Raw genomic sequence first — 22,920 nt, 5'->3', positions numbered from 1 at the left:
AAATCTTGCAAGCGTTTACAGTTGTGACTCGGGTCACCGCTGCTCCGTCCCCGGGGTGGCCGTGGCATCGACGTCTCCCGGCTCCAGGACTCTCCGTCCGCCGCCGGGGTACTGACCGAAGACGCTCATGAAAGGTTCACCAATGAAGGTGCGATCCACCCAGCCGACGCGTCGGCACGCTCTGATCACCGGCGTGATGTCGGTTGCAGTCCTGGCCCTCACGGCCTGCGGAGGGGGAGCTTCCGAGTCCTCGTCCACCACCACCACCTCCGCAGCGGCCGCCGACCTCGCCGAGGGCGGGTCGACGACCCTCACCATGTGGGTGGACGCCGAGCGCGCCCCGGCCCTCGAGGAGATCACCCGGTCCTTCAAGGAGGACACCGGCATCGAGGTCAAGCTCGCGGTCAAGGACTTTGCCGCCGTGCGCGACGACTTCATCACGCAGGTGCCGACGGGCAAGGGCCCGGACCTGATCGTCGGCCCCCACGACTGGCTGGGCACGTTCGTCCAGAACGGTGTCGTGGCGCCCGTGGAACTCGGTGACAAGGCCGCCGAGTTCCAGGAGTCCGCCGTCCAGGCCATGACCTATGACGGCAGCGTCTACGGCGTCCCCTACGCCCTCGAGAACATCGCACTGCTCCGCAACACGGACCTCGTGCCCGAGCCTGCGGACACCTTCGACGAGGTCATCGCCAACGGCGAGGCCGCCGTCGCCGCCGGATCCGCCGTCTACCCGTTCCTCGTGGGCATGGACCCCAAGCAGGGCGACCCGTACCACCTGTACCCGCTGCAGACGTCCCTGGGCGTACCGGTCTTCGGCCAGAACGAGGACGGCAGCTACAACGCAGACGAACTGCTGCTCGGCGAGCCCGGCGGTGTCGAGTTCGCGAAGAAGCTCGTGGAATGGGGAGACACCGGATCGAAGATCATCAACTCCAACATCACGGGTGACATCGCCAAGGAGAAGTTCAACGCGGGGGAGTCGCCCTACTTCCTCACCGGTCCCTGGAACGTCCCCGACGCGCAGGCCGCCGGCCTGAACCTCGCCGTGGACAAGCTCCCCACGGTCGGTGACGAGGATGCCCAGCCGTTCATCGGCGTCAACGGCTTCTTCATCTCCTCGCAGAGCGTCAACGCGCTCGCCGCGAACGAGTTCGCCGTGAACTACCTCAGCACCGAAGCCGCGCAGGACGCCATGTACGACGTCGGCGGACGCCCCCCGGCGCTGAAGGCCAGCTTCGACAAGGCCGCCTCGGATCCGATCGTCGCAGCCTTCGGCGAGATCGGCGCCAACGGCGTCCCCATGCCGGCGCTGCCCGAGATGCAGGCCGTCTGGGCCGACTGGGGAGCCACCGAGCTCGCCCTGATCAAGGGCAGCGGCGACCCCGAGGGTGCCTGGACCACCATGGTCGGCAACATCGAGGCGAAGATCGCCGGACAGTAGGACCCCGCGGCGCCCGTCGTCCAGACGGCGGGCGCCGTCCCGGCTGCTCCGGCAGCAGGCCGGCCACCGCCGGTCGAGCGATTCCCGGCGGTGGCCCTCCACCCAGCAGCGTCGCCGATCAACGAAAGCTCCCCCCATGCCCACACTGGCCCCTCCCGGCCCGGCCGCAACGCGCCCGCCGAAGAAGACCGCCCTCCGCGCCGACTCGACCCTCGGCCTGCTCGTGAAGATCGTGCTGCTCGGGCTCGTGGACGCCTTCGCCGTCTACGTCATGATCACCCTCTTCCTGCAGGAGAAGTGGCTGGTCCTCGTGTTCGCCGCCGTCGTGACGGTGCTGATCAACTGGGTCTATCTGCGCCGGGGCGGCCTGCCCGCCAAGTACCTGGCGCCCGGCATCTTCTTCCTGGTGATCTTCCAGGTCTTCGTCATGATCTACAGCGGCTACGTGGCCTTCACCAACTACGGCGACGGGCACAACAGCACCAAGGCCGATGCCGTGAACGCCATCCAGCTCTCGGCACAGCAGCGCGTCCCCGACTCGCCCGCGTACCGGGTCACGATCCTCGAGCGCGACGGCGTCTTCCACCTCCTGGCCACCGAGCCGGACGGCACGGTCTCGGTCGGCACCACGGGTGAGCCGCTGGAGGAGGCCGAGGCCGCCGTCACGGACAGCACCGGCAAGGGCACGGAGCTCGAGGGCTACCGCGCCCTGCAGTTCGGCGAGGTCCTCGCGAACCAGGCGGACATCCTCGCGATCACGGTCCCCTTCTCCGACGACCCCGAGGACGGCAGCCTGAAGACCGGCGACGGCTCCAACGCCTACGTGTACCGACCGTCGCTCAGCTACGACGAGGACACCAGCACCTTCACGGACCTCGAGACCGGCGCCACCTACACCGATCGCGGCGAGGGCTCGTTCCAGGCCGAGGACGGCGAGCAGCTCAGTACCGGATGGAAGATCAATGTCGGCTTCGACAACTTCACGAAGGCGTTCTCCGACCAGAACATCCGCGGTCCGCTCCTGCAGGTCATGCTCTGGACCTTCACCTTCGCGATCGTCTCGGTGCTCTCGACCTTCGCGCTCGGCCTCTTCCTCGCCAACGCCTTCAACCTCCCGGACCTCCGCGGGAAGCGGATCTACCGGATCCTGATGATCCTGCCGTACGCCTTCCCGGCGTTCCTGGCCGGCCTCGTCTGGTCCGGCCTGCTCAATCCCGAGTTCGGGTTCGTGAACAACACCTTCTTCGGCGGCGCGGACATCCCCTGGCTGACCGACCCGGTCCTCGCGAAGGTCAGCGTGCTCGTGGTCAACCTGTGGCTCGGGTTCCCCTACATGTTCCTGGTCTGCACGGGCGCGCTGCAGTCCCTGCCCGAGGAGGTCAACGAGGCCGCCCGCATGGACGGCGCCTCCGCCTGGCGCACCTTCACGGCCATCAAGCTGCCGCTGCTGCTCGTCTCCGTGGCACCCCTGCTGATCGCGAGCTTCGCGTTCAACTTCAACAACTTCAACGTCATCTACATGCTGACCGACGGCGGGCCCCGCTTCGACAACACGACGGCGAACATCGGCCACACCGACATCCTCATCACGATGGTCTACGAGATCGCCTTCGGGACGGGTGTGGGCCGCGACTACGGCCTCGCCAGCGCCCTGTCCATCATCATCTTCATCATCGTCGCCGTGATCTCCGCCATCAGTTTCCGGCAGACCAAGGCTTTGGAGGACATCAACGGATGACCACGTTCATCGATCCGCAGGCAGTAGCACCGGCCCCCACCCAGTCCGGCGGGTCAGGTTCCGTCCCCGCACAGCGCAAGCGTTCCTTCGGCCAGTGGTTCCGGCACAAGGGCTGGCGGCACGTGGTCGGCGTCGTCACGACGGTCTTCGCCGTGTTCCCCCTCCTGTACGTCCTCTCCGCCGCCCTGAACTCGAATGGCACCATGGCCGGGTCCAACGCCCTGTTCACCGCGTTCGACGGCGGCAACTTCGAGGCCCTGTTCAGCGATCCCACGCGTCCCTTCGGCCGCTGGTTCATGAACACCATGGTGATCGGCGTGGTGACGAGCGCGGCCACCGTGTTCCTCGGGGCGCTGGCCGCCTACGCGTTCAGCCGCATGCGCTTCACGGGGCGCCGCGTCAGCCTGCTGTCGCTGCTGATCCTCCAGATGTTCCCTCAGCTGCTCGCCGTCGTCGCGATCTTCCTGCTCCTCAATGCGATCACCGACGTCGTGCCCTGGCTGGGCCTCGGCAGCCAGCTCGGCCTGATCATGGTGTACCTCGGCGGAGCGCTCGGCGTGAACACGTACCTCATGTACGGGTTCTTCAACACGGTGCCGAAGTCGCTCGACGAGGCCGCGCGGATCGACGGCGCGAGCCACGTGCAGGTGTTCTTCACGATCATCCTGCCGCTCGTCACGCCGATCCTCGCCGTCGTCGGGCTGCTGGCGTTCATCGGGCTGAGCAGCGAGTTCGTGATCGCCAGCGTGGTGCTCACGGACCCCGAGTCGCAGACCCTCGCCGTGGGCCTCTACTCCTACGTGGCGCAGCAGCGCTCCGAGAACTGGGGCGTCTTCGCCGCCGGCGCCGTGCTCGCAGCGGTCCCGGTGATGGCCCTGTTCCTGTTCCTGCAGAAGTACATCACCAACGGTCTCGTGGCCGGTTCCGTCAAGGGCTGACGCGTGCAGGAGTCCTTCCTGGCCCCGCACCACGACGGGTCGCCGCTCTACGTCCCGCAGCAGTCGCCGTCGCTGGGGGAGGAACTCGTGATCCGCGTCCGGGTCCCCGCCGTCTGGGGGCGCCCCGGACGCGTGTTCGTGCGGTCCCTGCGCGACGGCGAAGCGCATTACGACGAGGCCCGCGGGCCGGCCGCGGGGAACGACGACGGCGCGTGGTCGTGGTGGGATGCGCGCGTCACCGCCGTGAACCCGACGCTGCGGTACCGCTTCCTCCTCGAGCTGCCGGGCGGTGACGGGCCGGTCCACCGCTGGCTCGGCGCCGTCGGGATCTCGACCACGGACCCCGCCGACCGGGACGACTTCCGGATCGACTGCCGTCCGGCGCCGCCGGGGTGGGCGCAGGATGCCGTGGTCTACCAGGTGTTTCCGGACCGGTTCGGCCGGTCCGCGGACGGGCCGCCGCCCGACGCGGCGCCGCGGGACCTGCCGGAGTGGGCGGTCGGGTGCGCCTGGTACGAGCCGGTCCGGCCGCACGGCGGGCTCACGCCCCGCCAGGTCTACGGCGGGACGCTCGACGGGGTCCGCGAGCGGCTCGACCACCTCGCCGACCTCGGCGCGAGCGTCCTCTACCTCACCCCGTTCTTCCCTGCGCGTTCCAACCACCGCTACGACGCGACGACCTTCGACGTCGTCGACCCCCTCCTCGGTGGCGACGGGGCGCTCGTCCGCCTGGTCGAGGCGGCGCACGATCGCGGTATCGCCGTCATCGGGGACCTGACCGTGAACCACACGGGGGACGGCCACGACTGGTTCCTGAAGGCGCTCGCCGATCCCACCTGCGCGGAGGTGGACTTCTACTACGTCAGCGACGACGGAACGGAGTACGCGAGCTGGCTCGGCGTCCCGAGCCTGCCCAAGCTCGACTGGTCCTCGGCCGAGCTCCGGCGCCGGTTCGTCGAGGGCCCGGATTCCGTGGTGGCGCGATGGCTGCTCCCGCCGTTCGGCCTCGACGGGTGGCGCATCGACGTGGCCAACATGACGGGCCGTCACGGGCCCGAGGACCACAGCCGGGAGGTCGCCGCGCTCATCCGCGGCACCATGGACGCCGTGCGGCCTGGCCTGATGCTGCTCGCGGAATCCACGGGTGATGCCACGGAGGACCTCGCGGGCCGGGCGTGGGACGGCGGCATGACCTACTCCCCCTTCACGCGGCCGCTCTGGCAATGGCTGAGCCGGGGGGCGGGCGCGACGGCGGACATCAACTTCTTCGGCACGCCGGTGCGGGGTGTCCCCCGGATCGGCGGCCGGGACCTCATCGCCACCCACACCGCCCTCGCCTCGGGCTTCTCCTGGCGGGTCCGGACCCAGACCATGACCGCCCTGAACACGCACGACACCGCGCGGGCCGCGTCCGTCATGGTGGCGGGCGGACCGGCCGTCGGGCTGGCGCTCGCCTTCTTCCTCCCCGGGCTGCCCACCCTGTTCGCCGGCGACGAGTTCGGCCTGTCCGGCGTCAACGGCGAGGACTCCCGGACGCCCCTGCCATGGGGGACGGCCGACGGCGCCTCCGGGAGCCTGCGCGCCCACCTCCGGTCCCTCGCCGCACTCCGCGCGGCTTCTCCCGCCCTGCGGCAGGGGTCGGTGCGCTGGCTCGCGGCGGACGCGGACGCCGTCGTCCTCCTCCGCGAGCACGAGGAGGAGTGCGTGCTCCTGGTCGCGGCGCGGGCCGACTACGACGGCGTCCGGGTCCCGTCCGGGCTCCTGCCGGGGAACTGGGACGATGCGGAACCGATCGGCCTGCGCCTGCCCGGCGGCGGGGTCGTCGCAGGCGCCGACGGCATCGTGTTCTCGGGGCAGGGTCCGGGGGCGCAGGCGTGGCGCCTCCCCGGCACCGGCCCCGGCGGCCGGGACCGCTGAACGCCGCCGTGCACGTCCGGACCGGTTGCGGACCTGCGGTCAGCGGCGTGCGGACAGCCGGCGTGCAGGGTGCGCGAGCGCCCGGTGCGCCCTCAGGAAGCCGTCGGCCACGTCCCAGGCCGCGATGATCACGACGGCGGCGACCACGATGCCGCCCGCCTTCCAGCCACCTGCCGCTGCGACCGCCGGATCCCATCCCACGGCGCCGGTGAAGGCCGGATTGAGCACCCTGCCGCCGGCCCACAGCAGGAGGGCCGGCACGGCGAACGCGAGCCCCAGCAGGAGGTTCACCGCTGCGGAGGACCAGGACCAGCCTCGTCGATAGACCCAGAGGGCGAAGAGGGCCTCGGCGGCGATCAGGCCGAGGAACCACGGGATCCAGAAGGACCACAGCGCCGGATCGAGCACCGGGACGGCTCCTCCGTCCCCGTCCCGGACCGCCGGGCGGAGCTGCTGCCAGACGATCGCGCCGGCGAACAGGCCGAGGAACACCAGGGAGGCGATGAACTCGGACAGGCGTGCGCCCCGGTCGTGGTCGGGCACGTCGGGCAGGCGGTCGACGGTCCATTGCACGGTGCCGTCGGTGGTCCCGCTGCGTTCCAGGACGACGAACAGCAGGGTGGTCCAGAAACCGATGTGGACCGTGGCGGTGATCGCCGTGGACGCCGCGCTGCCGATCGCACCGCCGATGCTCCCCGTGGTGAGCAGCTGGACGACCAGGACGGCCACCGTGGCGAGGGGGACGACGATGAGCAGGACGGTCCTGAGCAGCCTGAGCCAGTCCAGGTAGTAGCGGGGTCCGATCAGCGTGAGCGGTCGGTCGACGTAGTCCGCGGCGAGCCGTTCCGGGTCCCCCAGCTCGGAGAGTGCGTCACGTTCGGCGGCTGCGGGATCGTGGCGGGTGGCGGTCCGCGCCTCGACAGCGCCCTCGATCAGGTCCCTGATGTCGAGTTCGAGGTCCGGCCGTTCGGATTCGGGAACAGTGCGGACAGCGGCCCAGATGTAGCGGTCGGTCAGGCTGGTCATGGTTCTTGCCCTTCGGAGAGGCGATGCAGTGATGCGGTCAGCCGATCCCAGTCGTCGGTGAGGAGTGCGGCGAGATCGTCGCCCGCCGGGCTCGTCCGGTAGAACTTCCTGGGACGGGACTCGGCGGTGTCCCACTCGCTGACCAGCAGCCCTTGCTTCTCGAGGCGGCGGAGGAGTGGATAGAGCGTGTTTGCGTCGACCTGGATGCCCAGGACGTCGAGGGACTCGAGGAGCGAATAGCCGTAGTCGGGTGTCCGCAGCCGGGTGAGGCAGGCCAGGACGACGGTTCCCCGCCGCAGTTCCTGCAGATGTCCTGCAGTGAGGTCGTCGTCTCTGCTCATGACCGAAACTATAGTGTGTGGCGCACAGTATTGGAAGAGGCACGATAAAGCGCGGGAGCAGGAAGCGCCGGGGGCCCACCCCTACCCCGTCGACGGGTCCGGGTGGAATTTGTCGGAGGACGAGGGCAGACTGGAGGAATGGCAGCCACCCCGGATCAGCACCGTGCTTGAGGTTCTCGTCGAGACCCTGGCGGTCGGTGCCGGGGTGCTCGCGACCATCGGCGCGGGAACGGGCATCGCCGGCTGGCTCGTGGTGCGGAAGGTCAGGCGCTCGCGCGTCATCGAGCGTACCCGGGACCGCGGGATGCTCGCGGCCCGCGCGTACGCCCCGGACCGCCTCACTCGTGAACCCGCACGGCTCATCGGCGAACTCAAGCGGTCATCGCGCGCCACCCACCTCGCGCTGCAGGAAGCCTCGGAACAGGGGCGGCCGGTCGGGGACCTGCCGCGGGCCGCTGCGGAGATCGACCGGGCAGCGGCGTCCCTCGAGAACATGCTGCGCACTGCGGACCGGGAGCCCAACCGGCAGCTCAAGGAGGAGTTGACCACCGATCTCGCCGCCCAGGCCAAGGCCCTCGACGAGCTCTCGGCGGAACTGCGCCGCAGCCTCCTGAAGACGTCGCGATCCATCGACACCCGCCAGCTCGATCAGGCCACCACCCGTCTCCGTGGAGAGATCTCGGCCATGGGGACCTGGCGGGACACCTACGGGAACCGCCCGGACTGGTGATCGGTTCAGTCTGGGAGGGACGACACCACTTCAGCGACCACCGGGGGTCCATGTGACGATCAGACGGCGTATCACGCGCATCGTGAAGGCCAACCGCAGTGCCGCCGTGGAGGCGAAGCAGGACCCGCGCGTCGAGGCGCAGAACGCGCAGGCGGCGCAGCGCGCCCTGCTCGACCAGGCGCGGCGGGGCGCTGCCGACGTCGCCGCCCACCACCACCGGGTGGGGCTCGCCGCGAACGAGGCGGCCGCGTACCTCAACCGCGTGGAAGCCGCCGTAGCCGCTGCGGTCCAGCGTGGGGACGACGACGCCGCCCGGGCCGCCATCCGCGAGTCCATGACGGCGCGGCGACGCCTCGACACCCTCACCGCCCAGCTCCGCGAGGCCGAGCAGCAGGCCCGTCGGCTCCACGAGGACGTGCAGCGGCTGGAACACCGCGTCCGGCAGAACGCGATGGAGTACGACGCGATGGTCGCGCGGCGTGCGGCGGCACAGGCCGCCATCGGTGTCCACGAGGCGCTCGCGTCCTCCTCCCGCGAGGCAGCCTCGATCGAGGCGGCCCGCCACCGCGCCGAGCTCGAGGTCCGCCGCTTCGAGGCGCAGGCCCGGGCGCGTGAGGAGCTGTCCTGGTCCGACCCGTCGTCGCCCCGGCTGCAGCAGGCGTTCGAGGAGCTGGAGGCGGAGGCGTCCGTGCAGCAGCAGCTCGACGAGCTGAAACGTCGGGACCACCGGGGCGGTCCGCCGGCGCGGTACTGAGCGCGCTGCTCCCTCCTGCACCCCGCGCCGGACGGGATCGAAGGGGCCGGAGGGCCCGGTATCCGCTGGGCCGGGGACGGTCGGAGCCCGTTGCTACAGTGACCCCATGACTGAACTCAGCGGTACCAACGTCCTGGTCGTCGGCGCCACCGGTGTGCTCGGCGCGGAGCTGGCACGCCAGCTCGCCGCCCAGGGCGCGCAGCTCACCCTCTCGGGCCGGTCGGAGGAGAAGCTCTCGGTGCTCGCCGGCGAACTGGGGGAGGCCGTCGTCGGGCAGGTGGCCGCCGATCTCGGCAAGCCCACCGGGCCGGCCGACATCGCCGCTGCGGTGTACGGGCGGGAACTCCACGGCGTGGTGTTCGCCTCCGGCGTCGTGGCCTTCGGTCCTGCTGTGGAGGTGGACGACGACACCCTCGACGAACTGATGCTCGTGAATCTGCTCGGCTACATGCGGCTGATGCGCGAGGTGGCGCCGAAGCTCGGCAAGGACTCCTTCATCGCCCAGATCAGTGCCGTCGTCGCCGAGAGCCCCACCGCGGGGATGGCCGCCTATTCCGCGACGAAGGCCGGCCTGAGTGCGTACGGGAAGGCCCTGACCCTTGAGCTGCGTCGACAGGGCGTACGCGTGCTCGACGCCAGGCCACCCCACACGGAGACCGGCCTCGCCACGAGGCCGATCGCCGGCGAGGCGCCGAAACTGCCGCAGGGCAAGGACCCCCGATCGGTCGCCGGGCGGATCATCACGGCCATCGTCGAGGGTGAGCGCGACCTGCCGTCATCGGCCTTCTGATCCGTCCAGTCCGTGGCGTCGGCGCAGTCGGCGTGACCGTTCGGACCACCCCGGCGCCTTGGGTGCGCCACCGCCTTCCCCTGCTCGGGGGCGTGCCTTCGCGAGCAGTCACAGCGACGGCTGACGTGCGCTGCGGCGTGAGCCGACGACGGCGGTCGCGCTCGCTGCGCACAGGATCGAGGAGAGGGCGAAGGCGGTCGGAGGGCCGGTCACCTGGAGGAGCAGTCCCGTCAGGAAGGCTCCCGCCGCCTGTCCGAGCACCAGGGCGATGAACAGGAGGGACGTCCCGCCGGCGCCCGACTCCCGGGCGTCGGCGACGGCCGACGCCCAGAGGATCAGCACCGAGGTGGCCGCGGTGTAGGCCAGGCCGAACAGGGCCGCCGCCGCGCACGCGAGGACTACTGATCCCGGGGTCACGCCGATCATCAGCGTGGCTCCTGCCGACGCCACGGTCGTGGCGGGCCAGGTGACCGACAGCGGCCGGCTCGCGAGCCAGGGTGCGAGGAGCGTGGCCCCGGCGCCACCCGCCCCCAGGGCGATCCACGCTCCCGCGGACAGGGACGCATCGAGGCCGCCGGCCCCTTCCAGGGTGGACCGGCCGTACACCCAGAGGGCTGCGCACCCCGTTCCGAAGACGAACGACCCCATGAGTGGTCGCCACAGCCCGCTGGGGCCCGACGCGGCGACGGGCGCAGAACGCCCGGGGCCGCTCCCCGCCCCCCGGGGGGACGACCTGTCGAGCCGCAGCACCGCGAGAGTGGATGCTCCCGCGATCCCGGCGAAGGCCAGCCAGGCCACCCGCCACGCATCTCCGAGGGCGAGCGACACGAGGCCCGCCACGACGACGCCGAATCCCGTTCCGGAGTTGACCACGGACTGCATGCGCCCCCGCCGGCCCTGCTCCGTGTTCCGCCGCACCAGTTCGACGAGCGCGGGTGATGCGAAGCCGGCGCCCATGCCGGCCACGAGGACAGCCACCACGAAGACCAGCACGTGCGGCGCCAGGGCGATGCCCGCACTGCCTGCGCAGGCGGTCGCGCCGGCGAGGGCCGTGACGAGGCGGGGATTCGACGGCGCGAGGCGGAACCCGACGACGGCCGCGCCGCAGTACAGGAGCGATGCTCCGGAGGAGAGGATCCCCGCGAGGGCGGGGCCCAGATTGAAGGTCTGCGAGAAGGCGGGCAGGAAGAGCCCGTAGCCCAGCCGGGCCAGGCCGTAGGTCGCGGCGACGACCGTGACGGCGGAGAGGGTGAACCAGGGGTATAACGATCGTTTCATTGCAACGAACGTTATAGGTTTGGGGCATGACACCACAACCCTCGGCACGGGAGCGGCTCCTCGATGCGGCGGAGGATCTCGCGGCGCTGCAGGGCATGACGAGCACTCCCGTGGACGAGATCCTCGGCCGTGCCCGGGTCTCGCCCGCGACCCTCTATGCGCACTTCGGCAACAAGGAGGGACTCGTCGTCGAGGCGTTGAAGCGACGGCTGGCGCGGTGGGACTCCACCTGGCAGGAGTGCGTGGACGAGGCGGTGGCACCGGAGGAGAAGCTGCTCGCGGTGTTCACCGCCCTCGCTCGGCACAGGACGTCACTCACGCCGTCGCGCTGGTGCGTGTTCCTCGGCGCCAGTGCGGAGACCCCGGCGCCGGGGAACGATCTGGCGGACACTCTTGCGAGTGACACGCGACTGCTCGTCGATCGGCTCGAGGCGCTCTCCGCCGCGTACCTCCAGGGTGCGCCGGCGAAGGTGTTGGCTGATCGGATCACCCTCGTCTACACCGGTGTCCTCGGCATGATCCTGCGTGGATCCGACGCGGAGGCGGCGATCGCCGACGGCCGCGCTACAGCCGCACTCGTGATCCGGGCCCTTGCCGGCGGGGACCACGCGGAGTCCGCGTCCCGTCCGTAGGGGCGCGAGCGGTCAGGCGTCCGCTCCGCTGCGGCGGCCGGTGAGGGTCCCGACGGACTGGACGAGGGACCAGCCCAGCAGCACGAGCCCCGACCCGACCCCCGAGACGACGGCGACGAGGACGGCGTCGCGCGTCGAGAAGGCCAGCACCAGCCCGATCACGCCGAGGGCGCTCATCGCCGTCGCGATCGCGACCAGCTGACGCCGGCCCTCCGGCCACAGCCGCGCCAGCGGGAAGAAGTGCGCGCCCACCACGAGGGCGATCCAGCCCAGCGCAGCCGCGGGCTCCACCTGCCGGAGCACGGCGAGGCCACCGAAGAGGGCGAGGGCCTCGATCAGGACCACGAGCCAGTAGAACCGGGTGAATCCGGCGGGTCGGGCGCGCCCGGCCTGCCGGAGGTCCCGTGCGGTCCGCAGGAACCCGAGGACCACGACGACGAACGCGGCCACGGCTGCGGCCCTCAGCGTGGCGGCGAGGACGACCGGCAGCCCGGTGGCGTTCACGAGGACGAACACCAGGCCGAATGATGCCCCGATGAGGTGGCCGACGAAGGTGGGGGAGCGGTAGGTCATGCGAAGTCCTGCACTTTCTTCCAGCCGGGATCGACGGCATGCCGGGCTGTGACGGATCGGCGGTCACGCACTGCCGTATCGAGGGCGTCGCGCCCGTTCTGATCCTCGGAGTCGGAGTAGAAGTGCAGGGTCCTGGCCCCCCTGGAGGTCTCCACCGCGACCAGCATCCCGCGGATGCCGAGGGACCTGACGAGCGTGTCCTCGAGCTCGTCGAGCCCGGCCACCGCTCCGGGTACCGGGAGTCCCTGCCCGTCGGCGTCGAACACCGCCCGGACGGTGGTGTGCAGGTCGAAGCGAGGATGGTCGATCCACCGCAGGGGGCGCAGGACGCGCACGGTCACCGGGTCGCCGCTCCCGTGCCGGCCCTGCATGACGAGCCAACCGGGCTCGGGCAGGGTGCGGGCGAGATCCCGCACGCATCCGGGCACCTCGGCGGCGGGGATGCTGTCGACGACGTCGTGCACGATGCAGTCCACGCGCCGCACCCAGCGCTCGACGTCGTCCTCGCCCAGCAGCCACTCGAGGAGCAGGACGCACAGTCCGTGCTCGTCGTCCCACTGGCCGGTGAATCCGGGGTGGTGGACCGACAGGATGAAGCCGTCGCCGGCCCGGGTCACCGCCGCGTGGACGCGGGTGCGGCGCAGGTCGAAGGTCCTGCCGCGATAGGTGATGGTGGAGTCGAGCATGTCCGGCTTCGCGCTCCGGGCGGGGACGAACTCCCAGCGCCTGCCGGCCGGTGGCGATGCGCGGTACCAGCGCTCGGCCACGGGGCGCAGCGCCGCGTCACCGCCGCTCGAGACACAGAGCGTGTGCTCCGCGTCCGTGCCCGTCCTGGTCTCCCACTCGAGTCCCCTGGCCATGGCCCGGACGCGCCGCGTCATGACGTCCACGTAGGCCTCGAAGTCGCCCGCCCGGGTCGCGGTGGTCAGCAGTTCCTCGCCGTCGTCCGCCCACCAGTCCCAGAAGGCGCTGATCGCGTCCCCGCCGGCCCTCCGGCGGCTGAAAATACCCATGTCCCTGCGTCCCCTGGTCGGCGTCCGGGATCGTCCGGCTGCTCCAGCGAATCTACCCGTGTCCGGCGTGCGGCGGGGAGCCGGGCGCGGCGTGTTGACCAGCGCGGCCGGTACCCCGTGTCACCTCACCGGATGTGCGCCCGGTGCTCCCCGCAGCGCGACGGCGGCGAGGAGTCCCGCGGCCAGGGACAGGGCAGCGGCGAATCCGGCGACGCCCGGCCAGCCGTGCGTCCCGAAGAACAGACCGCCGACCCAGCCGAGGACGCTCGAGCCGGCGTAGTAGCCGACGTTGTAGAGACCCGCTGCCTGGGCGCGGCCCGCGGTGGCGAGCAGCGGGGTCCACCCGGACGCGACGGAATGTGCGGCGAAGAACCCGCCCGTGAAGACCACGAGCCCGACGACCACGAGCGGGAGCAGGTCCGAGAACGTCACTGCCAGCCCGACGAGCATCACCGTGAGCGCCGAGAGGAGGACGGGGAGGCGTCCGACGCGGGCACTGATGCCTCCCGCGAGACGGGACGTCGCGGTGCCGGAGAGGTAGGCGAGGAACAGCAGGCTGACCAGCGAGGCGGGGAGCAGGAAGGGGGTAGCCTCCAACCGGAAGGCCAGATAGTTGTAGACCGCCACGAACCCGCCCATCAGGAGGAACCCCTGCGCGTAGACCGCCAGCAGGCGGGGCGAACGGAGATTCAGGAGGACGCGCGCGGCCAGGGACGGTCCCCGACCCCGCAGGACGGGGACGAAACCCCGTGCACGGGGCGCGAGGAGGACGAAGGCCACCGCGGCAGCGCCGGCCATGGCGCTGACCGCGAGCACCCCTGCCCGCCAGCCGAGAAGATCGCCCACCGGTCCGGCGATGAGCCGGCCCGCGAGTCCGCCGAGCGTGGTTCCCGCGATGTACGTTCCCGCAGCGACGGCGGCATGCATCCGCTGCACCTCCTCGAAGAGGTAGGCCAGCGCCGTCGCAGGCACCCCGCCCAGCATGACTCCCTCGAGGAACCGGAGGACGATCAGTGCCTCGAAGGTCGGTGCGAGCGCCGCCAGGAGGCCGAGGACGACGGCGCCACCGATAGCCCACGCCATGGACCTCCGGCGCCCGGCCCTGTCGGCGACGGCCGACCACGGGATGACCGCGACGGCGAGGCCGAGGGTCGCCGCCGACACGGTCAGGGCGGCGTCGGCTGCCGGCACCACGAACTCCGCGGCGACGCCGGTGAGCACGGCCTGCAGCGAGTAGAGCTGCGCGAAGGTCGCCAGGCCGGCGAACAGCAGGGCCAGGAGGATCCGCCGGTAGGCGGGGGAGTCCCTGGCGTGGCCCGCCCAGCCCCCGTCCGTCACACGCGACGGTAGGCGAGGTCGAAGACCATCCGTCCGGCCGCGATCGCCTTGTTCTCGAAGCTGGTCAGGGTGCGGCCGTCGAAGCGCGGGGCCCAGCCGCCGCGCTCGTCCGTGCCCTCGTTGACGCCGGTGTTCCCGGTGCTCACCGGGTCCCTGCCCTCCCGGACGGGAGCGCCGCCCACCACTGCCTCCACGCCGCTCGCCCACACCTGCGTGAGCGGGCTCTCCGAACCCGTGCGCTCGCCGGCGTGCAGGTTCACGAAGTCCCCGCTCGCCTCCAGGACCTCGCGCATCTGGACGGCGTAGCTGGACCAGTCCGTGGCGAGCCGGAAGATGCCGCCCGGTTCGATGACGCGCGCCGCGCGCTCCACGTAGTCCTCCTTCACGAGCCGGCGTTTGTGGTGGCGGGCCTTGTGCCACGGGTCGGGGAAGAAGGTCCACAGTTCCGCGACGGACGACGCCGGGATCATGTCGGTGAAGGCCTCCGCGGCGTTCACCTGCGCGGTCCGCACGTTGGTGAGGCCCCTCTGGCTGATGCGCAGCATGGTCTGGGCGAGCCCCGGACGGTACACCTCGAGGGCGAGGTAGTCGCGCTCCGGATCGAGTTCCGCTGCATGCGTGATGGCCTCGCCGAGGCCGGACCCCACCTCGACGACCAGGGGAGCCGAGCGCCCGAAGGCGTCGGCGACGTCGAGCACGAAACCCGGGGCCACCGAGGTGTCGGCGTTCTCGATCCGCGGGACGTCGATGAGGAACGCCGCTGCGAGATCGTCCCATGCCTCGCGGCGCCTACCCTGCAGGCGGGACCCCCGGCGGACGAAGGACACGGGCTGGGTGCGGTGCGGCTGGTCGGGGTTCTGTTCTCGAGGCTCCATCGTTCCCAAGGCTACCGGCTGCAGCTCATGCGGCCGGGGTCGGGCGCCTCCCGTCGGAGGTCAGCCGGGAGATGGCGAGCTGGGCGTAGAGCGCGGCGCCGTCGGCCAGGATGCCGTCGTCGAACACCGCGTACGGCGAGTGGTTGAAGGGCGAGCCGGACGGGTCGACGCCGGGTGTGACGGCCGAGAGGAAGAGGAAGGAACCGGGTACCGCCTCGAGGATGCGGGAGAAGTCCTCCGAACCGCTCATGGGCTGCGGCATGGTGAGGTACCGGTCGGCGCCGAACAGGGCGCCCACCTGCGCCTCGGCGTGTGCCGTCTCGTCACGGTCGGTGACCGTCACCGGATATTCGTGGAGGTACTTGATGTCCGCCTCGAGGCCGTGCGCGGCCGCGATGTGCCGGACGAGTCGCGGAGCGCCTCGGTCATGCGGTCACGGCTCGCCGCCGAGTAGGTCCGGACCGTCGCCTCGATGCGCGCCGTCTCCGGGATGATGTTCCGCTGCGTCCCGGCACGCAGCACGCCGACGGACAGCACCACGGGGTCGAACATGTCGAACTGCCGCGTGACCATGACCTGCAGCTGCGTGACGATCTCCGCCGCCACGGTCACCGGGTCCTTCGCCGAATGGGGCGAGGAACCGTGGCCGCCCGCCCCGCGGACGGTCACCAGGAGCCCGTCCGATGCCGACATCAGCGGGCCGCCGCGGCTCGCGAGAATCCCCGTGGGGAGCAGGGAGGACACCACGTGGATGCCGTAGGCGGCGTCGGGCTTCCTGCCGGCCGCGTCGAGGACGCCCTCGCGGATCATGACGCCGGCGCCGTCGTGCCCCTCCTCGCCCGGCTGGAACATGAGCACGACGTCGCCCGGGAGCTCGCTGCGCCGCTCGGCGAGCAGGGCCGCGGCGCCGGCGAGCATCGCGGTGTGCAGGTCGTGGCCGCAGGCGTGCATCGCGCCGTCGACCTCCGAGCTGAAGGGCACGCCCGTGGCCTCCTGCACCGGGAGCGCGTCCATGTCGCCGCGGAGGAGTACCACGGGTGCATCACCCGCGGCTGCCCGGCGGGCTCCGCCGCGGAGGACGGCGGTGACCGACGTCGTATCCGTCCCGAGGGTGATCTCGTAGGGACGTCCGTCGAGCGCCTGCAGGACCTTCTCCTGCGTCCGCGGGAGGTCGAGTCCCAGCTCGGGTTCGCGGTGGAGCCGGTGCCGGAGATCGGCGATGTCACCGGAGAGCGACCGCGCGTCCTCGAGCAGGGTGTCTGGGGACAGGGTCATGGGTTCCTCCTGGCAGGGGCGGCGGCACTGGTGCTCCCACCCTCGCAGATGCGCGCGCGGCTGGCGAGACTCCGGCCGCGCGGTTCGCCACGTCGGTGCACCGCCGGGGTATCGCGCCCCCGACGGCACACCGGTCCGGGGTCTCCCGGATCCGGTCGCGGGCACCTGTCAGGTGACCGTGACTTTTCGGGAGAAGAGTTTCTGCAGCAGGATGAAGGCCAGCAGCAGGGCGCCGATCACGATGCGTGTCCACCAGGAGCTGAGGGTGCCCTCATAGGAGATGAACGTCTGCACGATGCCGAGGATGAGGACGCCGGCGAGGGAGCCGAGCACGTACCCGTAGCCGCCGGTGAGAAGCGTCCCGCCGACCACGACCGCCGCGATCGCGTCCAGTTCGAGTCCGGTGGCCGCGAGACTGTATCCGGAGAGGCTGTAGAAGGAGAAGAGGACGCCGGCGACGGCCGAGCACAGCCCGCTGATCCCGTAGACGAGCACCTTCGTCCGGGGTACGGCCAGTCCCATCAGGAGGGCGGAGGACTCCCCACCGCCGATGGCGTAGACGGTGCGTCCGAACCGGGTCTGGTGCAGGACGTAGAAGGCGAGGGCGACCACGAGGAGTGCGATCACGACACCGGGAGAGATGAACATCCGTCCGCCGAGGGGGATGCGGGCCTGGGCCATGGCCGTGAAGAAGGGATCGGTGACGGTGATCGAATCGACGCTGATCACGTAGCAGAGACCGCGGGCGAGGAAGAGCCCGGCCAGGGTCACGATGAAGGGCTGGATCTCGAAGACCTGGATGACGAGGCCCATGAGGAGTCCGAAGGTGGCCCCGGTCAGGAGGACCAGCGCGATGACGGCGACGGGGTTCCAGCCGGCCTGCAGGAGGGCTGCGGCGATCATCATGGACAGGGCGACGACGGACCCGACGGAGAGGTCTATTCCGCCGGTGAGGATCACGAAGGTCATGCCCACGGCGAGGACGATGAGGAACGTGTTGTCGACGAGGAGGTTGAGGAAGACCTGACCGGACAGGAAGCCGGGATACATGACCGCGCCGGCGGCGAACATCGCCAGGAACAGGCCTACGGTCGCCAGGGTGGGGGCGTAGCGCGCCTTTCCCTCGAGCAGGCTGATGCGGGTCCGGTTCAGGGGTGCGGGGGTCCGGGTGACGACGGACATCAGATGGCCACCTTCACGTCGGAGGTCGCGGTGACGGGTCGTCTGCGTTGCTTGAGCAGGGTCCGGGCCCGGCTCGACTGCAGCAGGCACACGATGATCACGACCAGGGCCTTGAACACCAGGGTCACCTCCGGGGGGATGCCGAGCGTGTAGACGGTGGTGGTCAGCGTCTGGATGATGAGTGCTCCGATCAGGGTTCCGACGAGGCTGTACCGACCGCCGGCCAGCGAGGTCCCACCGATCACGACGGCGAGTATGGCGTCCATCTCGATGTAGAGGCCGGCATTGTTGGCGTCCGCCGCCGTCACGTTGGAACTGATCATGAGGCCGGCGACGGCGGCGCACAGCCCGCTGAACACGTAGACCGCCATCGTGATGGTGCGTGCGTTCAGGCCGGCGAGGCGACTGGCCACCGGATTGATCCCGACGGCCTCGATGAGGGTTCCGAGGGCGGTGCGCCGGGTCAGGAGCCCGGCGGCGAGGAAGGCCGCTGCGGCGATGAGGATGGAGATGGGCAGGCCGAGGACGAAGCCCGCCCCGATCGACTGGTAGGAATCGTTGGACACGGAGATGATCTGCCCGTCGGTGACGAGTTGTGCCAGACCCCGCCCGGCCGTCATCAGGACGAGGGTCGCGATGATGGGTTGGATGCCGACGACGGACACGAGGAACCCGTTCCACAGACCGAGGACCAGCCCTGCCACCACGGCCAGAGCCACCGCGACCGCTGCGGTCTGCAGCGAGGACGGGTCCGGGGACGTGTAGATGTAGGTGCAGGAGACGGCGCCGGCGATGGCGGCGACAGCCCCCACCGAGAGATCGATCCCGCGGGACGCGATGACGAGGGTCATCCCGAGGGCGATGAGGATGGTCGGTGCTCCGTTGCGGAGGATGTCGATCAGGCTGCCGTACAGGTGGCCGTCCTGAAGGCGGACGGACAGGAAATCGGCACGGAACACCTGATTCAGGAGGAGCAGGAGGACGAGGGCGAGGACCGGCCAGGTCAGGCGGTGCTTCAGCAGCGCGTTCATGCGGCGGATCCGGCGATGATCGTCATGACGTCCTCCATGGTGACTCCGTCGTTGGGTAGGTCGGCAACCATGCGTCGGTCCTTGAGGACGGCGATGTGGTCGCTCAGGCGCAGCACTTCCTCGAGTTCCGCGGAGATGAAGATGATCGACATGCCGTCCGCGGCGAGGGTGCTGATGAGCTTCTGGATCTGCGTCTTGGCGCCGATGTCGATCCCGCGGGTCGGTTCGTCGAGGATGAGGAGTTTCGGGTTCGTGATCAGCCAGCGTGCCAGGAGGACCTTCTGCTGGTTCCCGCCGCTCAGGTTGCGGATCAGCGCGTCCTTGTTGGCGGGTCGGATGTCCAGTGCGGCGATGAACTTCTCGGTCAGCTGATCCTGCTGAGGGGCAGGGATCCTCCTCAGCCACCCCTGGCTCGCCTGCATCGCCAGGACGAGATTGTCCCGGACCGAGAGGTCACCGATCAGTCCCTCCTCCTTGCGGTTCTCGGAGGAGAAGGCGATGCCGTGGTCGATGGCGGACCGGGGTGATCTCAGGGTCTGGGCGGTCCCCCTGATGGTGAGCTGTCCCTGATCCGCACGGTCCGCTCCGAAGAGGAGTCGGGCGGTCTCCGTCCGGCCCGATCCCAGGAGACCGGCCAGACCGAGGATCTGTCCCTCGTACAGGGCGATGTCCACGTTGCCGACGGACCCCTTCCGTCCGAGCTTCTCCGCCAGGAGGAGCGGTACGGCGTCGGTCCTGTCCGGCCGCGCACGGACGTCCGATCGGTCGAGCTCCGTCAGGGCGTCGAGTTCCTTGCCCATCATCTTCGAGATGAGCGACATGCGGGGGAGCTCCCTCGTCATGAACTCACCGACGAGCCTGCCGTTGCGCAGCACCGTCATGCGGTCCGAGATCTCATAGACCTGTTCGAGGAAGTGCGAGACGAAGAGGATGGCGACGCCGTTGTCCCGCAGCGAGCGGATGACCGCGAAGAGTTGCTGCACCTCCTCCGTGTCGAGGCTGGAGGTCGGCTCGTCGAGGATCAGCACCTTCGCATCCACCTGCACCGAGCGTGCGATCGCGACCAGTTGCTGGATGGCGATGGAGTGCGAGGAGAGCACGGATCCCGGATCGAGGTGGCCGAGATTCAGCTGCTCGAGGACGGCCCTGGCCCTGCGGCGCACCTCCTTCCAGTGGATACCTCCCCTGCGGTGCGGTTCCCTGCCGAGGAGGATGTTCTCCTCGATCGAGAGATTCGGGCAGAGATTGACCTCCTGGTACACCGTGCTGATGCGCGCGTCCTGCGCTTCGGCCGGGCCGGCGAATCGATGCTGCTCCCCGAGGACGGTGATGGTCCCGCTGTCGATCGCATAGACGCCGGTCAGGGCCTTGATCAGCGTCGATTTTCCTGCACCGTTCTCTCCCATGAGCGCGTGGACCTCGCCCTGGAACAGGCGGAGATCGACGCCGTCCAGGGCCTTGACCCCCGGGAACTCGATGGAGATGCCGCGCAGGTCCACGACGGGGACGATCTCGTTCATTCAGCTGTCTTTCCCTTGCGGGATGCGGTGGGCGAGGCCCACCGCATCCCTGGTGTCGTCGACGTGTGTATCCACGTCGTGGTCTCGGAGGCGGTCGGTTCAGTACTCCCGGCTGGCGAGGACTTCCTTCGCCTGCTCCGGTGTGAAGGCCGACTCCTCGGTCACGACCCGCTCGGGCACCTCCTCGCCCGCCACGACCTTCGCGGCGAGGTCCATCAGCTGCTCACCGAGCAGCGGGTTGCACTCGACGATGTAGTTGATCTTCCCGTCGGCCAGTGCGGTCATGCCGTCCTTGACGGCGTCGACGGTGATGATCTTGATGTCCTTGCCGGGTACTTTCCCGGCGGCCTCGATGGCCTCGATCGCGCCGAGCCCCATGTCGTCGTTGTGGGCGTAGACGACGTCGATGTCCGGGGTGTTCTTGAGGAACGCCTCCATGACCTGCTTGCCTCCACTGCGGGTGAAGTCGCCCGTCTGGGACTCCACGATCGCGAGGTCCGGATCCGCCGCGATCGCAGCCTCGAAACCTTCCTTACGATCGATGGCGGGCGCCGCACCCGTGGTGCCCTGCAGTTCGACGATGTTGATGGGGCCGTCGGTCGACGCCGAGTCCTCCACGAGCCAGTCGCCGGCCTTCTTGCCCTCCTCGACGAAGTCCGAGCCGAGGAAGGTCTTGTAGAGCGATGTGTCCGAGGAGTCGACTGCGCGATCGGTGAGGATGACGGGGATACCGGCGTCCTTCGCTTCCTTGAGCACCGTGTCCCAGCCGGATTCGACGACGGGGGAGAAGGCGATGACGTCCACCTGCTGCTGGATGTAGGAGCGGAGCGCCTTGATCTGGTTCTCCTGTTTCTGCTGGGCATCGGAGAACTTGAGGTCGACGCCGGCCTTCTCGGCGGCGTCCTGCACGGATTTCGTATTGGCGGACCGCCACCCGCTCTCGGCTCCCACCTGTGCGAATCCCATGGTGATGCCGTCACCCGATCCGCCGCCGGCTCCGGTGCCGGCATCGGTGCCTCCGCCGCAGGCGGTGAGGGCGAGGGTCGTCGCTGCGGCGACCGTGACGAAAGTCTTCTTGAGCACTGCTGCCTCCTGGATCTGGGGACCACAGCAAGGGCATCTGCACCTTCATTGCTGCGCGGGGCTTCGTGCCCTGCGGTCGATTGTGAACGCTAACAATTTGCGGGTCAAGTGATTTGTGTCACGTTTCGGACTCGTGCATCGGCTACGCGCCCCTCCATCGATGTAGACCCGTCCAGCCTGTAGGGTCGGGTCAGAAATTGTGGGGGCGGACGGAGGAAGGAGGTCCTGTGGCAGCGGCGACGACACCGCGGAGCCCCAGCCTGACCGATGTCGCCTCCCTCGCGGGTGTCTCACACCAGACCGTGTCGCGGGTGGTCAACCGAAGGCCGAACGTCAGCGACGCCACCCGGCGGAAGGTGCACGCGGCCATCCTCGAGCTCGACTACCGGCCCAATGCTGCTGCCCGTTCGCTCGCGACGGGCAGGACCCACTCGATCGGGGTCCTCGCGGGCGAACTCTCGCAGTACGGACCCTCGAGCGTCCTGATGGGGGTCCAGGACGCAGCGCGTCGTGCCGGCTATTTCCTGACCGTGGTCACCCTGAAGGACTACTCCGCGCCGACCGTGGACGAGGCACTCAGTGATCTGCTCGATCACGGTGTGGAGGGCGTCATCGCGCTCACGCCGCACGTCTCTGCGCTGGAGGTGCTGGCCACGATGCAGTCAGGCATCCCGATGCTGACCGTCGGTGGAGGCGGTCATCGTGGCGGTGACGTAGCGCTGGATCAGGAGAGTGCGGCTGCGAGTGCGGTCGAGCATCTCGTTTCACTTGGACACCGGCGGATTGCACACCTGGCCGGGCCCGCCGACTGGGTGGATGCGCAACGGAGGCTCGCAGGCTGGCGGTCGGCGCTCGCGCGGCACGGGCTGGAGGAGGGGCTGCTGCTCCATGGCGACTGGAGTGCGCGATCGGGCTACGATGCGGGCCTCGGCGTGGAGCTCGGACGGCTTCCCACGGCGTTCTTCGTCGGCAACGACCAGATGGCGCTGGGACTGTTGAAGGCCCTCAGACAGCGAGGCTGTGAGGTGCCGGGCCGGGTGAGTGTGATCGGCTTCGACGATGTTCCCGAGGCCGAGTACTACGAGCCGTCCCTCACCACGCTTCGGCAGGAGTTCCACGACCTCGGTCGCCGCTGCATCGACGAGCTGCTCGGTCTGCAGGCGCTCGGCGCAGCAGGATCCCTCCAGCCCCGGCTGATCGTCCGAGCGAGTACGGGGCCGGTTCGAGCAGACGACGACGGCGGTGGCCCGGAGCGGGTCCCCATGCAGGGGTGAGCCGCCAGTGCTGATAAACTGGACCTACTTGCCTGCGCACGGCGTACCATCAGCCAGTTCAGCGCGCAGCCTGCGTCGATAGAACGCATTCTTTTGTCCCGCACAAAGCTCCCAGAATCGTGAGCGCGGTGGACACTGTCTGACTTTTCTTCGGCGAACCCCTGTGCC

Annotated in this window: 20 protein-coding genes and 1 pseudogene; 9 read left to right on the top strand and 12 right to left on the bottom strand. The window is 69.9% G+C overall.

The annotated features are described in order from the left end of the window. The first annotated feature begins 142 nt into the window (after positions 1 to 142). From FNH21_RS05445 to FNH21_RS05430, 4 genes are all read left to right on the top strand, one after another. Positions 143 to 1,444, top strand: coding sequence for a sugar ABC transporter substrate-binding protein (locus FNH21_RS05445; protein WP_152812859.1), 1,302 nt, complete (start codon positions 143 to 145; stop codon positions 1,442 to 1,444). Positions 1,445 to 1,580: 136 nt separating this feature from the next. Further along, positions 1,581 to 3,182 (top strand): ABC transporter permease subunit, encoded by a 1,602-nt coding sequence (locus FNH21_RS05440; protein WP_152812857.1) that lies wholly within the window; start codon positions 1,581 to 1,583, stop codon positions 3,180 to 3,182. Then, positions 3,179 to 4,120 (top strand): sugar ABC transporter permease, encoded by a 942-nt coding sequence (locus FNH21_RS05435; protein WP_152812855.1) that lies wholly within the window; start codon positions 3,179 to 3,181, stop codon positions 4,118 to 4,120. Before FNH21_RS05440 ends, FNH21_RS05435 begins: the two co-directional genes overlap by 4 nt. 3 nt (positions 4,121 to 4,123) lie before the next feature. Continuing rightward, positions 4,124 to 6,037, top strand: a complete 1,914-nt coding sequence (locus FNH21_RS05430) for an alpha-amylase family glycosyl hydrolase (protein ID WP_191931644.1) — start codon at positions 4,124 to 4,126, stop codon at positions 6,035 to 6,037. A 39-nt stretch (positions 6,038 to 6,076) separates the two neighbouring features. Here the strand turns inward: FNH21_RS05430 and FNH21_RS05425 are convergent, their stop codons facing one another. After that, positions 6,077 to 7,063, bottom strand: coding sequence for an HAAS signaling domain-containing protein (locus FNH21_RS05425; protein WP_152812853.1), 987 nt, complete (start codon positions 7,061 to 7,063; stop codon positions 6,077 to 6,079). After that, positions 7,060 to 7,404, bottom strand: coding sequence for a PadR family transcriptional regulator (locus FNH21_RS05420; RefSeq protein ID WP_152812851.1), 345 nt, complete (start codon positions 7,402 to 7,404; stop codon positions 7,060 to 7,062). Before FNH21_RS05420 ends, FNH21_RS05425 begins: the two co-directional genes overlap by 4 nt. A 163-nt stretch (positions 7,405 to 7,567) precedes the next feature. Between FNH21_RS05420 and FNH21_RS05415 the strand changes: the two genes are divergently transcribed. The 3 genes from FNH21_RS05415 (at position 7,568) to FNH21_RS05405 (ending at position 9,678) form a co-directional block, all read left to right on the top strand. Beyond that, positions 7,568 to 8,134 carry a hypothetical protein gene (locus FNH21_RS05415; RefSeq protein ID WP_152812849.1) on the top strand — a complete coding sequence of 189 codons (567 nt, stop codon included), beginning with the start codon at positions 7,568 to 7,570 and terminating at the stop codon, positions 8,132 to 8,134. A 52-nt stretch (positions 8,135 to 8,186) separates the two neighbouring features. Then, positions 8,187 to 8,888, top strand: coding sequence for a PspA/IM30 family protein (locus FNH21_RS05410; RefSeq protein ID WP_191931643.1), 702 nt, complete (start codon positions 8,187 to 8,189; stop codon positions 8,886 to 8,888). 106 nt (positions 8,889 to 8,994) lie between these two features. Continuing rightward, entirely contained in the window at positions 8,995 to 9,678 is a 684-nt protein-coding gene (locus FNH21_RS05405) for an SDR family NAD(P)-dependent oxidoreductase (RefSeq protein WP_152812845.1), read from the top strand. 108 nt (positions 9,679 to 9,786) lie between these two features. Here FNH21_RS05405 and FNH21_RS05400 read toward each other — a convergent pair whose 3' ends face one another. Then, the gene (locus FNH21_RS05400; protein WP_152812843.1) at positions 9,787 to 10,956 is read right to left on the bottom strand and encodes an MFS transporter; all 1,170 of its coding nucleotides are present in this window, start codon (positions 10,954 to 10,956) and stop codon (positions 9,787 to 9,789) included. Between the two features lie 26 nt (positions 10,957 to 10,982). On the opposite strand from FNH21_RS05400, the gene FNH21_RS05395 reads away from it, so the two are divergent. Next, positions 10,983 to 11,588 (top strand): TetR/AcrR family transcriptional regulator, encoded by a 606-nt coding sequence (locus FNH21_RS05395; RefSeq protein ID WP_152812841.1) that lies wholly within the window; start codon positions 10,983 to 10,985, stop codon positions 11,586 to 11,588. Positions 11,589 to 11,600: 12 nt separating this feature from the next. Here the strand turns inward: FNH21_RS05395 and FNH21_RS05390 are convergent, their stop codons facing one another. From FNH21_RS05390 to FNH21_RS05350, 9 genes and pseudogenes are all read right to left on the bottom strand, one after another. Continuing rightward, positions 11,601 to 12,161, bottom strand: a complete 561-nt coding sequence (locus FNH21_RS05390; protein WP_152812839.1) for a hypothetical protein — start codon at positions 12,159 to 12,161, stop codon at positions 11,601 to 11,603. Next, the gene (locus FNH21_RS05385; RefSeq protein ID WP_152812837.1) at positions 12,158 to 13,174 is read right to left on the bottom strand and encodes a DUF695 domain-containing protein; all 1,017 of its coding nucleotides are present in this window, start codon (positions 13,172 to 13,174) and stop codon (positions 12,158 to 12,160) included. The genes FNH21_RS05390 and FNH21_RS05385 overlap by 4 nt, the downstream gene beginning before the upstream one ends. A gap of 120 nt (positions 13,175 to 13,294) precedes the next feature. Then, entirely contained in the window at positions 13,295 to 14,512 is a 1,218-nt protein-coding gene (locus FNH21_RS05380) for an MFS transporter (RefSeq protein ID WP_338403162.1), read from the bottom strand. After that, positions 14,509 to 15,387, bottom strand: coding sequence for a tRNA (guanosine(46)-N7)-methyltransferase TrmB (gene trmB / locus FNH21_RS05375; RefSeq protein ID WP_152812835.1), 879 nt, complete (start codon positions 15,385 to 15,387; stop codon positions 14,509 to 14,511). The genes FNH21_RS05380 and trmB overlap by 4 nt, the downstream gene beginning before the upstream one ends. A gap of 25 nt (positions 15,388 to 15,412) precedes the next feature. Next, positions 15,413 to 16,662 (bottom strand): annotated as a pseudogene (locus FNH21_RS05370) (M20 metallopeptidase family protein). Between the two features lie 168 nt (positions 16,663 to 16,830). Beyond that, positions 16,831 to 17,844, bottom strand: a complete 1,014-nt coding sequence (gene yjfF / locus FNH21_RS05365; protein ID WP_152812833.1) for a galactofuranose ABC transporter, permease protein YjfF — start codon at positions 17,842 to 17,844, stop codon at positions 16,831 to 16,833. After that, the gene (locus FNH21_RS05360) at positions 17,844 to 18,875 is read right to left on the bottom strand and encodes an ABC transporter permease (protein ID WP_152812831.1); all 1,032 of its coding nucleotides are present in this window, start codon (positions 18,873 to 18,875) and stop codon (positions 17,844 to 17,846) included. The genes yjfF and FNH21_RS05360 overlap by 1 nt, the downstream gene beginning before the upstream one ends. Further along, positions 18,872 to 20,395, bottom strand: a complete 1,524-nt coding sequence (locus tag FNH21_RS05355; RefSeq protein WP_152812829.1) for a sugar ABC transporter ATP-binding protein — start codon at positions 20,393 to 20,395, stop codon at positions 18,872 to 18,874. Before FNH21_RS05355 ends, FNH21_RS05360 begins: the two co-directional genes overlap by 4 nt. A gap of 99 nt (positions 20,396 to 20,494) precedes the next feature. After that, positions 20,495 to 21,478 carry a substrate-binding domain-containing protein gene (locus tag FNH21_RS05350; RefSeq protein WP_191931642.1) on the bottom strand — a complete coding sequence of 328 codons (984 nt, stop codon included), beginning with the start codon at positions 21,476 to 21,478 and terminating at the stop codon, positions 20,495 to 20,497. Between the two features lie 227 nt (positions 21,479 to 21,705). On the opposite strand from FNH21_RS05350, the gene FNH21_RS05345 reads away from it, so the two are divergent. Then, positions 21,706 to 22,752 carry a substrate-binding domain-containing protein gene (locus tag FNH21_RS05345; RefSeq protein ID WP_191931641.1) on the top strand — a complete coding sequence of 349 codons (1,047 nt, stop codon included), beginning with the start codon at positions 21,706 to 21,708 and terminating at the stop codon, positions 22,750 to 22,752. Positions 22,753 to 22,920: the final 168 nt, after the last annotated feature.

Origin of the sequence: Arthrobacter bussei, from assembly GCF_009377195.2 — a bacterium.
Classification (GTDB): Bacteria; Actinomycetota; Actinomycetes; order Actinomycetales; family Micrococcaceae; genus Arthrobacter_D; species Arthrobacter_D bussei.
Note: the sequence above shows the minus strand (reverse complement) of the source record. Positions and strands in the feature narration are given on the sequence as shown.

What these genes read in the sequence shown, in the direction of transcription:
- FNH21_RS05445 (WP_152812859.1), top strand. Translation starts at nt 143, where the DNA reads ATGAAGGTGCGATCCACCCAGCCGACGCGTCGGCACGCTCTGATCACC.
- FNH21_RS05440 (WP_152812857.1), top strand. Translation starts at nt 1,581, where the DNA reads ATGCCCACACTGGCCCCTCCCGGCCCGGCCGCAACGCGCCCGCCGAAG.
- FNH21_RS05435 (WP_152812855.1), top strand. Translation starts at nt 3,179, where the DNA reads ATGACCACGTTCATCGATCCGCAGGCAGTAGCACCGGCCCCCACCCAG.
- FNH21_RS05425 (WP_152812853.1), bottom strand. Translation starts at nt 7,063, where the DNA reads ATGACCAGCCTGACCGACCGCTACATCTGGGCCGCTGTCCGCACTGTT.
- FNH21_RS05420 (WP_152812851.1), bottom strand. Translation starts at nt 7,404, where the DNA reads ATGAGCAGAGACGACGACCTCACTGCAGGACATCTGCAGGAACTGCGG.
- FNH21_RS05405 (WP_152812845.1), top strand. Translation starts at nt 8,995, where the DNA reads ATGACTGAACTCAGCGGTACCAACGTCCTGGTCGTCGGCGCCACCGGT.
- FNH21_RS05400 (WP_152812843.1), bottom strand. Translation starts at nt 10,956, where the DNA reads ATGAAACGATCGTTATACCCCTGGTTCACCCTCTCCGCCGTCACGGTC.
- FNH21_RS05395 (WP_152812841.1), top strand. Translation starts at nt 10,983, where the DNA reads ATGACACCACAACCCTCGGCACGGGAGCGGCTCCTCGATGCGGCGGAG.
- FNH21_RS05390 (WP_152812839.1), bottom strand. Translation starts at nt 12,161, where the DNA reads ATGACCTACCGCTCCCCCACCTTCGTCGGCCACCTCATCGGGGCATCA.
- FNH21_RS05385 (WP_152812837.1), bottom strand. Translation starts at nt 13,174, where the DNA reads ATGGGTATTTTCAGCCGCCGGAGGGCCGGCGGGGACGCGATCAGCGCC.
- trmB (WP_152812835.1), bottom strand. Translation starts at nt 15,387, where the DNA reads ATGGAGCCTCGAGAACAGAACCCCGACCAGCCGCACCGCACCCAGCCC.
- yjfF (WP_152812833.1), bottom strand. Translation starts at nt 17,844, where the DNA reads ATGTCCGTCGTCACCCGGACCCCCGCACCCCTGAACCGGACCCGCATC.
- FNH21_RS05360 (WP_152812831.1), bottom strand. Translation starts at nt 18,875, where the DNA reads ATGAACGCGCTGCTGAAGCACCGCCTGACCTGGCCGGTCCTCGCCCTC.
- FNH21_RS05355 (WP_152812829.1), bottom strand. Translation starts at nt 20,395, where the DNA reads ATGAACGAGATCGTCCCCGTCGTGGACCTGCGCGGCATCTCCATCGAG.